Origin of the sequence: Streptococcus sp. KHUD_010, assembly GCF_040207525.1 — a bacterium.
In the GTDB taxonomy this organism is placed as follows: Bacteria; Bacillota; Bacilli; order Lactobacillales; family Streptococcaceae; genus Streptococcus; species Streptococcus hominis.
In genome coordinates this window covers 1365387-1378109 of sequence record NZ_CP157941.1, presented here as the reverse complement: position 1 = coordinate 1378109, position 12723 = coordinate 1365387, and the positions used below count along the sequence as shown (strand labels likewise).

Sequence of the window (12723 nt, the reverse complement as noted above, 5' to 3'; positions counted from 1 at the left end):
GGGAACTTGGGTCATGATGGAGGAATTGTGACCTTGATTCCCATGATGGGAGGACTTCAATGTTAAAAAACTCTGGTGGACGAAATTTTGAGAAAAACCTCGTGATTTTCTCGTTTACGATTATACCAGTTTTATTAATTTTAACTTTTTCCTATTATCCTTTACTAAAAATGTTCCAATACAGTTTACATGATTGGAATGGTTATAGTGTTAATCCAAAATTTGTGGGATTGGAAAATTATAAAACGGTATTGACAAATCCAAATTATTTTACTGTATTTAAAACCAGCTTGTATTACTTTATTGCTACATTTTTCCAATTAGCGATTGCCTTGTTATTTGCAACGATTTTATCGTTTAAAGTAAAATTTGCTAATTTCTGGAAAGGAATTCTATTTTTCCCTTATTTACTAAATGGAGTTGCGATTGGCTTTATTTTCCTTTATTTCTATAAAGGTGGTGGAACGTTTGATACGGTCTTGAAAGCTATCGGCTTAGGAGATCAGATTCATCTCTGGCTAGGAGATCGGTCTATTAATAATATTTCTCTAGCTTTTACTTCTATTTGGCGTTATACTGGTTTTAACTTCTTGGTGTTTTTAGGAGCTATTCAATCCATTAACCCAGAAGTTTATGAGGCGGCAGAAATTGATGGTGCTAATCGTTGGGATGAATTTCGGTATATTATCATGCCAAGCATTCGGAACATTATTTTCTTGAATATTATTTTAGGTGTGAGCGGATCACTTAGTGTATTTGATATTCCATATATCATGACGGGCGGTTCAAATGGGACAACAACTTTTGTCATCCAAACTATTGATACAGCCTTTAAGTATAATAAAGTTGGTTTAGCGTCAGCGATGGCAATTATCTTGCTCATCATCGTGATTGTTGTATCGCTCGTACAACGTTTAGCGACTCAGGAAAGGAAGAAATAATATGACAAAGAAAGGAATAACGATTGGAAAAGTATTTCAATATCTTGTATTGGGAATCGGTGCTGTTGTTGCTTTGCTTCCGATTTTAGTGGTCTTTCTAGGGTCTTTCAAGTCGAACTCAGAATTTCTAAATAGCGGTGTACTTGAATTGCCAAAATCATTGAACTTTTCAAATTATAAAACGGCTTTTGTCAATGGACAAATGCTGCTGGGCTTTAAAAATACTTTGTTCATTTTCCTTGTCAGCATGGTTGGAAAATTGACTTTAGCTTCTATGTTTGCTTATGCCATGAGTCGCTTTGATTTTCGCTTGAAAAAGCCTATTTTAACCTTATTTTTATTAGCGATGCTGATTCCAGGTATCACTAGCCAAGTTGCAACTTTCCAAATTATCAATTCTCTTGGCTTGTTTAATAAAATTTGGTCTGTCATTTTGCTAAATCTGGGAACAGATGTTATTTCGGTTTATGTTTTTCTGCAATATTTAGAAGAAATTCCGATTTCCTTGGATGAGTCAGCTTATCTGGACGGTGCTAGTTATTTTGGAATCTTTTGGAAAATTATCCTACCTAACTTAAAAGCACCGATTGTGACCATGCTGATTATTAGCGGAGTAGGTGTTTACAATGACTTCTACAATCCCTTCCTCTATATGCCTGACCGCAATTTAAAAGTCATTTCAACGGCTTTATTTGCTTTTAAAGGCCCATATGGAACAAATTGGCCGGTTATTCTAGCTGGAGTTGTGATTGTTATTTTGCCTATTTTGATTGTATTCTTGTCTCTACAAAAATATATTTATAATGGTGTCTCTGGCGCAGTAAAATAAACGAAAAAAAGAAGGAGGAAATGATGACTAAGAAGAAATCCCGTTTGATGTTCTGGACGGAACAATTATTTGTAGCGGTGAAAGTTTCTGTTCTCTTTTGGGTTGTACTGCTCAAAAAAGGAATGGTTTATGCTTGGATTCCAGCAATAAAAACGGCTTTTGAGTTTATACAATTAGAGCATCCTTATGATGAATCTTGGTGGCAGTTTTCTAAGAAAAAAACAGAAGGCACTCTTTTCGAAAAGTTTCTTTCCTTTTTATTGACATTGGCATTTATTTTAGCCATGACCAGTTGGTTATCATTGATGCGTGTTTACACAGATATTTATTTGATTGTGTTCGTCCTGGCTAGTTTTGTTTGGATTGTTGGCATTCTTTTTAGTACAGTCTATGTGTATAAAGAGAATGACCATGTTAGCCAGCGAATTTATGAGACATTATTTTACATGGTAAAGCATACCCAGCAATTGTTGATCTTAGCACTATTTATCGGAATGTCTTCTTGGTTTACCCTGACAAAAAATATTATTGGTTGGTTCATCTTTCCTGGATTTTACTTGATGATTGATAAAAAATTAAAACAATAGATAGAAAGCAAAAGAAATGATTTATTTTAACGAAAAAACTTTGGAATTTCATTTGACAAATCAAGCAATGAGTTATGTATTTCGTGTCATGGACCAGACCGGAACATTAGAACATTTGTATTATGGCTCAACAATTCCGCATTATAATGATTTTAGTTTTTTAATTGAACGCGAGATTCGTCCTTCTAATAATCAAGTGTGGGGAAATAATCTGACTTCTTTGGAGCACGTAAAGCAAGAGTACCCTGTGTTTGGAACAACAGATTTTCGTTATCCTGCTTTGGATGTAGAGTATCCAGAAGGCGATCATATTAGTCAGTTTGTTTATCAATCATATCGCATTTTTACAGGTAAAAAAGTAACGGGTGCCCTTCCGGGAACCTTTGGTGAAAAAGATGAAGTAGAAGTTTTAGAAATTACCTTGAAAGACCATTATTCAGACCTTCTCTTAGTTTTGACCTATCACTTGTATATGGATGAGCCAGTTCTGACACGACAGGCTAAACTTATCAATCAAGGGCAACAAGCTGTTTCTCTTCATCAACTAGCAAGCTTGAGTGTGGATTTTCCAAAGGGAAATTATGAGTGGCTGCATTTAAATGGTGCGTGGGCAAGAGAAGCACATTTGACCAGAGAAGCTGTTCATCTAGGTGTTCAACATGTTTCTAGTACCAGAGGACATAGCAGTCACATGCACAATCCTTTCCTTGCCCTTTGTCAACCAGATACGACTGAAAAGCAGGGAGAGGCTTATGGATTTAGTTTGATTTATAGTGGCAATTTTTTAGCCCAGATTGAACGAGATAATTATGATGTTGTGCGTGTTCAATTAGGAATCAATCCTTTCCAATTCAACTGGCAATTGAAAGCAGGCGAAACTTTTGAAAGTCCTGAAGCTGTCATGGTTTTTAGTGAATCAGGGCTGAATGGTATGAGTCAAACTTTTCATCGTTTCTTCAAAAAACATTTGATTCGCAGTCCATGGAAAGATAAAAAACGACCTGTCTTAATCAACAATTGGGAGGCTACTTATTTTGATTTTACAGAAGAGAAAATTCTCGAAATTGTTGATGAAGCGCAGCAATTGGGCATTGACTTGTTTGTACTAGATGATGGTTGGTTCGGTCATAGAAATAGCGATACTGGTTCACTGGGAAATTGGACAGAAAATCGTGCTAAGCTTCCTCATGGCTTAAAAAATCTTTCAGAGAAAATCCATGAAAAAGGTTTATTATTCGGTCTTTGGTTTGAGCCTGAAATGATTTCTAATGATACAGAGCTTTATGATCAACATCCTGAATGGGTCTTAGGACAGCCTGATAAAAATATTTCTCATGGACGTAATCAGTTTGTTCTTGATTTTGGGAATCCAGCCGTTGTAGAGCATATCTTTGAGCAAATGACCCAAATTTTAAGTAATGTTGAGATTGACTATATCAAACTTGATATGAATCGCTATATTTCTGAGGCTTATTCAAATATGCTAGCGGCCAATCAACAAGGCGAAGTCTGTCATCGCTATATTATAGGGGTCTATGATTTATATGAGCGCATCGTTAAGAATTATCCGGAGATATTGATTGAATCCTGTGCGGGCGGTGGTGCGAGGTTTGATGCGGGCATGCTCTACTATTCACCGCAGATTTGGGCAAGTGATGACACAGACGCTGTAGAACGTTTGAGCATTCAGAGTGGATTGTCAATGCTTTATCCGCTTTCCACTATGGGCTCTCATGTGTCAGCTGTTCCAAATCACCAAGTGGCGCGTGTTACATCTCTTGAGATGAGAAAACACGTTGCGATGTTTGGTACCTTTGGTTATGAATTAGATCCTACAAAATTGACTTCTAAAGAAAAAAAAGCTGTGAAACAAGATATTCTAGATTATAAACGGTATCAAGAGTTAATCTGTTCTGGAGATTTTTATCGTTTAGAGACAACTGATGAAAATCAAGTAGCTTGGATGGTTGTTTCGCAAGACAAAAATGAAGCACTTGTGGGCTATTATCAGATATTAGCGCGTCCAAATCCAAGCTATGAGCGTATCAGATTGCTTGGGTTAGCGAAGGAAAAAGAGTATTCTGTGTCAGAAGGGGATAAAAAAACGGTTCGTTATGGAAAAGACTTAGAAACGATTGGTTTGATTTTAAATGAGAATTATATCGGTCGAGAGCAAGAATATTGGTCACGTACAATGCCAGGTGATTTTCATTCGAGAGTATTTCATTTAACAGCAAGGTAAATCCTTCATTGTGATTTTCTAGGTTTCTTTGTCATCACAGTAGAAAAGGAAATGATAAAATATGCAAAAATATAATTATATAGCTGGTGTAGTTCGGAAGAAAATTATTGATGGTGATTATGAAATCAATCAAAAATTGCCTTCTGAAAAAGAACTAGGAGCAGAGTTTTCAGCTAGCAAATTGACAATCAAAAAAGCACTGGACATTCTAGTTTCAGAAGGTCTGATTATTAAGAGACGCGGAGCTGGAACTTTTGTCAAATCCTTGTCTGTGGATGAAATGGAGCGACTCATTATTGATAACCAGATGAGAGGGACAACTGCATTTAATCCAGGAAAAACAGTAACCAGTAAAGTCTTGGACTTCTCAGTTATTCCAGCCCCAGAAAAAGTCAGCAAAAAATTAAATATTGCTGAAAAATCTTTTGTTTACGAGATTTACCGTGTTCGGTTGGTGGAAGAGCAACCTACTGTTATGGAAAAAATGTACATGCCGATTGACTTGATTGTAGGTTTGAAAAAAGAAGATATTGAAGGGTCTATTTATGAATATATTGAGGAAAAATTAGGCTTAACCATTCAAAGTGGGCATCGTACCATTACGGTCAGAAAAGTAACGGATTTTGAAGCAGAAGAATTGAACTTGGAACAAGGTGATCCAGTTGCTGTTGCAGAGCAAACAGGATATTTGAGTACGGGTGTACCATTTGAATATTCGATTAGCGTTCACCGCTACGATCAATTCTCTGTTGAAATGATGTTGACGCATAATTAGAAAGGTAAAGGGAGATAGAATGGCAATTTTAGCGTTTGATATAGGAGGAACGGCTGTAAAATATGGTGTGTTTCAAAATGGAATTTTACAAGAAACCAGTTCCTTTTTAACTCCTGAGACATGGGCAGAAATGAAAGCAGAGCTTTTAAAAGTAAAGACTGCTTTTTCTAAGAATATCGATGGGATTGCTATCAGTTCACCGGGCTCGGTTGATTCAGAAACTGGTATCATTCATGGAATTAGCGCTATTCCTTATATTCATCATTTTCCGATTGTAGCAGAGCTAGAACAGCTGTTCCAACTTCCAGTGTCTATTGAGAATGACGCAAATTGTGCAGGTTTGGCTGAAGTCGCATTTGGTGTGGCAAAAGAAGTACAAAATGCAGCCTTCTTTATCGTGGGTTCTGGTGTAGGTGGTGCCGTCATCATCAATCGCCAGCTGCTCAAAGGTAAGAATCTATTTGGTGGAGAGTTCGGTTATATGTTGATGTCACCAACAGAAACACTTAGCCCTTTAGCTAGTCCAGTACAAACAGCAAGGCATTATTCTGAACTTGCAGGACTGCCAACTGCTATTTCAGGGAAAGAGTTATTTGCTTTGGCAGATGAGGGAAATGAAGACGCACAAGAAGCGGTTTCTAGCTTGTATGATGCCTTATCTCGTGGTATTTATAATGTTTTAATGGTATTAGACCCAGATATCGTTGCAATCGGTGGAGGCATTTCACAAAGAGTAGGGCTACGAAAAGAGGTAGCCCAGCGAGTTGTAAAATTGTTAGAGCAAACGGGTGCAATGGATTTGAAATTTCAATTGGAAATTTGTCAGTTTCAAAATAATGCCAATCTCTTAGGAGCTGTGTCCAATTTTCTGAATCAAAAAGGAACAAAATATGAAAGTGAAAAATGATGACTGTCTTGTCTTTTTTGGAGATAGCATTACCGAATGGGGTAGAGACAGAGAAAATCCAACTAGTTTAGGAACTGGTTATGTCAAATATGTAAGCAATTACCTATTGGATGTTTATCCAACTATCAAACTATACAATCGTGGAATTGGTGGGAATCATATTCAGGATTTGAATGAGCGCATTCATGATTGCCTTGATTTAGAACCCTCTGTCGTCATCCTTTTAATCGGAATCAACGATGTCTGGCATGGTGTTGGTTTACAAGAATTTGGTAGTGATGACGAACAAGAACGCTTTGAAAGAGAATATGTGAGATTATTGACTAGCCTAAAAAATGCAGGCATTGAACGAGTCTTATTGATTGAACCTTTTGTCTTGGATGATCCAGTGGATCGATTATCTTGGAGAGAAGATTTGAACAAAAAAATCCAGGTTGTACGCAATATGGCAAAACGATTTCAGTTTGAATTTGTTCCTTTGGATGGGCTTATCAACGAAAAAGCTATTAAATGTGGTGCTAAAATGTTGACTGGGAAAGATGGTGTTCATCCTACTCCTGTCGGCGCAGCTTTTATTGCGAAAGAAATTATTGCGAGATTAGAAATGGAAGTTGATGATGAAAAAGCAAGATGCTCTTGAAAAGTGGGGAAATTATCAGGGCTCACAAATGAAACCAGCAGATTTTGATACATTCTGGCAAGAAGCTAAAGAGGAAGTAGAAGCGCTAGGTTTACGGTATGAATTAAAAGCTATTGATTTTCCGTCTAACGTAGTTGAAGCTTTTGAATTGAGTTTTATGGGAGTTGGACAAGCTAAGATTGTCTGTCAACTTGTTCAGCCTAAAAATATAGCTAAAAAATTACCAGTCATTTTACAATTTCATGGTTATCATGTAGATGCAGGAGACTGGAGTGAAAAGGTTTCTCTGGCGGCAGAGGGTATGATTGTAGTAGCGATGGATGTGAGAGGTCAAGGAGGGCTATCACAAGATACATTGCAAACAACTGGCGGGACTTTAAAAGGTCACTTGATTCGTGGATTAGAAGAGGGGCCTAAGAAATTATTCTATCGAGCTGTCTTTCAAGATGTGTATCAGTTAAGTCGTATTGTGGGAGCAATGCCAGAAGTAGATAATCAACAAATGATTTCTTATGGGGTTTCTCAAGGTGGGGCATTGGCATTTGTCTGTGCCGCACTCTGCCCAACTATTTCTAAAACATTTGTACAGTATCCATTTTTGAGTGACTACAGAGAAGCTTACCGTTTGGAAGTGACGTCATCAGCTTATGAAGAGTTAGCCTATTGGTTTCGTTACCGAGATCCTTTGCATAAAAAGGAAGAACAAGTGTTTGCAACCTTGGATTACATTGATGTCCAATATTTTGCATCATTCATTCAAGCTGACGTTGTTTGGGCAATGGCTTTGGAAGATCACACTTGTCATCCCAAAACGCAATTTGCTGTGTTCAATCAATTGAAATCTCAGAAACAATTGCTTTATTATCCAGAATATGGGCATGAATACTTGCCACAATTTAGTGATGAAATGAGAAAAGTTTTACTTAAAGAAGGAGTTATTTAAATGAAAAAATTTCCTAAGAATTTTTGGTGGGGGGCTGCGACATCAGGACCTCAGACAGAGGGACGTTTTCATAAGAAACATGCCAATATGTTTGATTATTGGTATGAAATAGAGCCAGAAGCCTTTTATAATTACGTTGGTCCAGATACGGCTTCTAACTTTTTTAATAGTTACGAAGAAGACATTGCCAAGATGAAAGAAATTGGCTTAAATAGTGTGCGTACTTCCATTCAATGGACACGCTTGATAGATGATTTGGAAAAGAATACTCTCAATCAAGAGGCGGTTGATTTTTATAATCGTGTTATTGATTGTTTCCTTGCTAATGGAATTCACCCGATTTTTAATTTGCATCATTTTGATTTACCGGTAGAACTTTATCATCAATACGGTGGCTGGGAATCTCGTCATGTGGTTGATCTGTTTGTTGGCTTTGCAGAACAATGTTTTCAATTATTTGGTGATCGCGTAAAAGACTGGGTTGTTCACAATGAGCCGATGGTTGTTGTAGATGGGGAATATCTGTATCAATTTCATTATCCAAAATTGGTTAATGGGAAGAAAGCGGTTCAGGTAGCTTACCACCTCAATCTAGCAACAGCAAAAGTAATTCAAAAATATCGTGAGTTGGGGTGTGACAAAAAAGATGGACGTATTGGTACAGTGTTAAACCTAACTCCGACTTATGCAGCGTCAGAAAATGAAGCTGATCAAGCCGCAGCACATTTCGCAGAATTGTGGAATAATAAGATGTTTTTAGAGCCAGCTGTTTTAGGACATTTTCCAGAGGAATTGGAAATGATTCTCAAAAAAGATGGTGTCCTCTGGCAGGTAGAAGCTAGTGACAAATTACTTTTTGCAGAAAATACAGTAGATTTTCTTGGAGTGAATTTCTATCATCCAAATCGGGTTCAAGCACCAGCTATTTCACCCGACTCGGTGGGAGAGTGGCTACCAACTCGTTATTACGATGATTATCAAATGCCGGGGCGTCGGATGAATATTGACAAAGGCTGGGAGATTTATCCGCAAGCTCTGTATGATATTGCTATCAATATCCGTGATAATTATAAAAATATCCCTTGGTTTGTTTCAGAAAATGGAATGGGAATTTCACGTGAAGAACGTTTTATGAATACAGATGGGCAAGTACAGGATGATTATCGGATTGACTTTATCCGAGAACATTTAACCTATCTGCATAAAGGCATTTCAGAAGGCTCCAATTGCTTTGGCTATCATCTTTGGACACCGATTGATTGCTGGTCTTGGACAAATGCGTATCGCAATCGGTATGGTTTAATTTCTAATAACATCCATACTCAAGTTAAAACCATTAAAAAATCAGGATTCTGGTTTAAAGATGTCATTAGGGAAAATGGTTTAGAAGATACAGAAATTCAAGATTGATCTGAGGAAATGATATGCAATTAAAAACATTGAAAATTGGATTTGTTGTAAAATTAGTCTGGGAACAACACACAAGTGAAAGACGGAACTTTGACAACGACTGTTTCGGATTGCTCTGGTAAAAAGAGCTCAAATAACGTTATTAGTTGGCTATTGTTTGTTTTAGGATCATTATTTCTTCTCTTCAAAAAGGTAGATTAACCACGATAAATAAGGCTGGGACAATAAAGTCTCAGCCTCACTTTGTCTATCGTTCTGGTCAATGGAATGAAAGAAATTGGTAGTCTATCACCTACATCAACGGCTTACCTAAGAATTGTTTCCCACATCTGAGGGTCGGACAGCTTTCCAGAAAAGTGGTTCATTTCGTCCGAGGGTCAGATAGCCTTCCTGAGAATTAGTTCACTTCGTCTGAGGGTCGGACGAACTATTTGAGAAGTCGTTAAAAAAGAAGGGAGTGAGACGGAACTCCCTTTTGTAGTATAAGGTATAAGATATGATGATGTACTACTCATCTTTATTTGAAAACGAAAACCTCTCCGCCAGACTAGTCCAGCTTTCTCGTACATCGGTCATAAAGGCCATTGGACTAGGTGTTTTAAAATCATCAATCCAGGCTTGGTAACGGATAGAGATGAGTAGGCGTGTTAGGCGGCTGAGCATTTCTTTTTCTTGCTCGGTAAGGGCGTGGGCATTTTGGACGATAGTTAGCACTTTCTTGATACTGTTGGGTTGGAAAAATTCATCAATGGACGTAATTTGAGCGTCTAAAATGAGACCGAAAAAGGTATCAAAGAAATCTTTGAGCTCGTCATCAGGAACAGTTTCCACCCATTCTTTTAGAGTTTTGTCTGTCTGAATGCTGTCTGGGTTGAGCGTGTCAAGTAAGACAAAGTGCTCATTTTCAATTTGCCAAGAGAAAGTGTCATGCTGGGCAATTCCACCAATGGCTACGCTTTTAACGATGTGAGCTTGTTTAGGCGTTTCCAGCATCATCCCGACGATAGAGCCTTGAGGAATGTAGCGTTTGATTTTTGAAGCAATGCTTTGATAACCCTCTGTTTCAATAATCGTATGGTTTAATCCTGGAGCATCAAAACTGTAGATTTGCTTGATTCTATCTTGCAAAGAAGGCTCTACTTGGCTGCTAGCATAAGTCGCTAGATTACCACCTTTGGAATGTCCGGTCAAGATAAAAGTGGCTTTTGGAAATGCCTGCATGACCTTTTGAACGTAGCGTACAGCAGTTTGCTGCGCAGGGACATGCTCCATATAAGTCATGTGAAAATCTTCTTTCCAACCGATAATGGAATCATCCGTTCCGCGAAAAGCAATGACGAAGTTATCCAAATCAATCTTATAAGTCATAGCAGCAAATTGTTTTTGCACATCTAAGTCAATATCATTCACATACCCTAAGAGTTTGATGTTCTTATAGCGTTTGACACTTGCTGCCTGCTGCAAGAGTGCCAAGCGGTGTTTGGTATTCATCATGGAGTTTTCTTGGGGCATATATTGTGGCACATCAGTTAAACGGCTGGCTTTTTGCAGGTCAAGACCGTCCGTGACGATTGTGTTATAGTTTAGATACGTAATCTCGGTCAAAAGCAGAATATCCAGCTCTGTAAAGGGCTGATCGTAGATACTGTCGTATTGTACATCTTCTAAATAGTTAAAAATATTTCCCATAAAGGCTCTCTTTTCTGAAAATCTATTGTTAGTATAGCATATTTTCCCAAGTCTTTGTTATAATAGAGAAAGAAAGCGGAAATGAGGGATAGAATGCACAAGATATTATTAGTAGAAGACGATGCCGTCATTCGCCAACAAGTCAAAAAAATGCTGGAGCAATGGGGATTTGAAGTGGTTGCAGTAGAGGATTTCATGCAGGTTTTGACGATTTTTGCCAAGGAAGAACCACATCTAGTGCTAATGGATATTGGTCTCCCACTTTTTAATGGTTATCATTGGTGCCAAGAAATTCGCAAGATTTCTAAAGTGCCCATTATGTTTTTGTCATCAAGAGACCAAGCAATGGATATCGTCATGGCAATCAATATGGGTGGAGATGATTTTGTCACAAAACCATTTGACAATAATGTCCTTCTTGCTAAAGTGCAAGGATTGTTGCGGCGGTCTTATGAGTTTGGAACGGATCAAAGCTTACTGGAATATCATGGAGTTATTCTCAATCTCAAGTCCATGGATATGGTTTATGAAGGTGAAGTCATTACCTTGACCAAAAATGAATTTCATATTTTGCGCGTGCTGTTTGAGCATTCTGGCAGTATTGTCGCGCGTGATGACCTGATGAAAGAGCTCTGGAATAGTGATTTTTTCATTGATGACAATACCTTGTCGGTCAATGTGGCACGGTTGCGGAAAAAATTAGAAGAAGTCGGTCTCAAGAATTTCATTGAAACAAAGAAAGGTATAGGCTACGGATTAACCAATGGATCATCAGAATAAGCGTCTATTTTTCAAATATTACTTCCGCTCGCGCCAGTTTTTATTTTTACTGTTACTTATTTTTTGTACACTATTATTTGCTTTTTGTTACCTTTTTGAAGATGAACGAGCAGTCTTACAGTATGTCCTATTGATTTTATTGCTGATTAGTCTGGCGGGTTTTCTATTGGACATTGTCAAGCAGTACCAAAAATTTCGTCATCTTGTCTTTTATGGGGAAGGTCAGGCACAGACACCGATAGAAGCTCTGCTATTTTCCAAAATTGAAACGTTAAAAAATGATAAAAAAGAGTTGAAATTGCAGGAGCAAATAAAGCGAAATGATTTGCTGGATTACTACACGCTCTGGGTGCACCAGATCAAGACGCCGATTGCTGCGAGCAAGCTCTTGGTGGAGGATTTACAAGAGCAGACACTGAAAAATCAGTTAGAGCAAGAACTGTTTAAGATTGATTCTTATACAAACTTAGTCTTGCAATACCTGCGGTTGGAAAGTTTTCATGATGATTTAGTCGTGAAAAGAGAAAATATAGAAGACTTGGTCAAAGATATTGTCAAAAAGTATGCGCTTTTCTTTATTCAGCAAGGCCTTCGTCTAGATTTGCATGATTTGAATCACACCATTATCACGGATAAAAAATGGTTTGTCGTCATTTTAGAGCAGGTGCTCTCAAACAGTCTCAAATACACCAGCCAAGGTGGTATTGAAATTTTCTTTAAGGAAGATACTTTATATATAAAAGATACTGGCTTAGGGATTCAGGATGCGGATCTTCTGCGTGTATTCGAGCGTGGCTTTTCCGGCTACAATGGGCGTCTAACGCACCAGTCATCCGGTTTGGGGCTCTATTTATCTAAGAAAATTGCGGATGAACTGGGGCATGAGTTGCATTTGCAGTCGGTGGTCGGTGAGGGCACAACCGTTATGATTACTTTTAAAGAAAAGAAATTATTGTTTGAATAAATGCAATCTTACAAAA

12 protein-coding genes are annotated in these 12723 nt (G+C 37.8%); 11 read left to right on the top strand and 1 reads right to left on the bottom strand.

The features are described from left to right. Positions 1 to 59: 59 nt before the first annotated feature. The 9 genes from ABKA15_RS06735 to ABKA15_RS06695 all read left to right on the top strand — a co-directional run bounded on the left by ABKA15_RS06735 (position 60) and on the right by ABKA15_RS06695 (position 9274). The gene (locus ABKA15_RS06735; RefSeq protein ID WP_049512564.1) at positions 60 to 941 is read left to right on the top strand and encodes a sugar ABC transporter permease; all 882 of its coding nucleotides are present in this window, start codon (positions 60 to 62) and stop codon (positions 939 to 941) included. A gap of 1 nt (position 942) precedes the next feature. Then, positions 943 to 1770 carry a carbohydrate ABC transporter permease gene (locus tag ABKA15_RS06730; protein WP_049512565.1) on the top strand — a complete coding sequence of 276 codons (828 nt, stop codon included), beginning with the start codon at positions 943 to 945 and terminating at the stop codon, positions 1768 to 1770. Positions 1771 to 1790: 20 nt separating this feature from the next. Then, the gene (locus ABKA15_RS06725; protein ID WP_350015330.1) at positions 1791 to 2357 is read left to right on the top strand and encodes a hypothetical protein; all 567 of its coding nucleotides are present in this window, start codon (positions 1791 to 1793) and stop codon (positions 2355 to 2357) included. Between the two features lie 16 nt (positions 2358 to 2373). Beyond that, a complete protein-coding gene (locus ABKA15_RS06720) occupies positions 2374 to 4599 on the top strand; it encodes an alpha-galactosidase (RefSeq protein WP_186832609.1) in 2226 nt (741 codons plus the stop codon). Positions 4600 to 4660: 61 nt separating this feature from the next. Then, entirely contained in the window at positions 4661 to 5374 is a 714-nt protein-coding gene (locus tag ABKA15_RS06715) for a GntR family transcriptional regulator (protein WP_049512572.1), read from the top strand. A gap of 19 nt (positions 5375 to 5393) precedes the next feature. Further along, positions 5394 to 6281, top strand: coding sequence for an ROK family protein (locus tag ABKA15_RS06710; RefSeq protein ID WP_049512574.1), 888 nt, complete (start codon positions 5394 to 5396; stop codon positions 6279 to 6281). Continuing rightward, positions 6265 to 6921 (top strand): SGNH/GDSL hydrolase family protein, encoded by a 657-nt coding sequence (locus ABKA15_RS06705; RefSeq protein WP_049512576.1) that lies wholly within the window; start codon positions 6265 to 6267, stop codon positions 6919 to 6921. Before ABKA15_RS06710 ends, ABKA15_RS06705 begins: the two co-directional genes overlap by 17 nt. Then, positions 6899 to 7864, top strand: coding sequence for an acetylxylan esterase (locus ABKA15_RS06700; RefSeq protein ID WP_186832617.1), 966 nt, complete (start codon positions 6899 to 6901; stop codon positions 7862 to 7864). Before ABKA15_RS06705 ends, ABKA15_RS06700 begins: the two co-directional genes overlap by 23 nt. Next, a complete protein-coding gene (locus ABKA15_RS06695) occupies positions 7865 to 9274 on the top strand; it encodes a glycoside hydrolase family 1 protein (RefSeq protein ID WP_049512583.1) in 1410 nt (469 codons plus the stop codon). A 507-nt stretch (positions 9275 to 9781) separates the two neighbouring features. Here ABKA15_RS06695 and ABKA15_RS06690 read toward each other — a convergent pair. Beyond that, a complete protein-coding gene (locus tag ABKA15_RS06690) occupies positions 9782 to 10963 on the bottom strand; it encodes a DUF2974 domain-containing protein (protein ID WP_186832610.1) in 1182 nt (393 codons plus the stop codon). A gap of 93 nt (positions 10964 to 11056) precedes the next feature. Between ABKA15_RS06690 and ABKA15_RS06685 the strand changes: the two genes are divergently transcribed. Both ABKA15_RS06685 and ABKA15_RS06680 read left to right on the top strand, forming a co-directional pair. Beyond that, positions 11057 to 11743 carry a response regulator transcription factor gene (locus ABKA15_RS06685; protein ID WP_003043629.1) on the top strand — a complete coding sequence of 229 codons (687 nt, stop codon included), beginning with the start codon at positions 11057 to 11059 and terminating at the stop codon, positions 11741 to 11743. Further along, entirely contained in the window at positions 11727 to 12707 is a 981-nt protein-coding gene (locus tag ABKA15_RS06680) for a sensor histidine kinase (protein WP_186832611.1), read from the top strand. The genes ABKA15_RS06685 and ABKA15_RS06680 overlap by 17 nt, the downstream gene beginning before the upstream one ends. Positions 12708 to 12723 lie beyond the last annotated feature (16 nt).